The 520-nt window shown below is 33.3% G+C and carries 1 protein-coding gene and 1 pseudogene; both read right to left on the bottom strand.

The features are described from left to right. Nucleotides 1-216 (bottom strand): annotated as a pseudogene (locus tag ADH52_RS01960) (hypothetical protein); the annotation flags it as partial. Next, nucleotides 209-520 (bottom strand): DUF1310 family protein (locus tag ADH52_RS01955; RefSeq protein ID WP_049509759.1); only part of this gene is annotated, 312 nt, incomplete at its 5' end. The pseudogene ADH52_RS01960 and the gene ADH52_RS01955, both read right to left, overlap by 8 nt.

Genomic DNA, 520 nt, shown 5'->3' with positions numbered 1-520 from the left:
TACTGATTTACTTATAGTATACCGTAAAGATTTGTCTGGACTCTCAACTACATAAACCTTCAATCCTGTCTCGTTTTCGATCACCTGACGGACTGTGCCGATATCTTCTATGTCTCCTTTATCATTTATGATTTTCAAGGGATCTGTTTCAGAATACTTTGTATACTCTTCATTAGCCATTTTTTGACGTTCATGATCACTATACTGCCTATTCACTTTTCTCCTCCGTTATCATTTTTTCAAATTTAGCCGAGTTTCCTCCACCATCATTAACTAACTTTCCGCTACTTCTATCTTTATTAATAGTGAAAAATACATATAATTCTTCGTCATTATTTATATAAATTTTAAATTTGATCCCTCCCATTGGACTATGAAAAATGGAATTAATATCTATATCATAATTCTGGATAATATTTCCTTCTTCAAGTGCCCCTTTATGCCTCAGCTTTAGGTTATCTTCTATAATCTTTTTGACTTCCTCACTCTCTACAATTCTCACCATCTCATCATGTTCTGC

Source organism: Streptococcus pseudopneumoniae, assembly GCF_001072665.1.
Taxonomy (GTDB): Bacteria; Bacillota; Bacilli; order Lactobacillales; family Streptococcaceae; genus Streptococcus; species Streptococcus pseudopneumoniae_S.
This window is presented reverse-complemented; position numbering and strand designations above follow the sequence as displayed.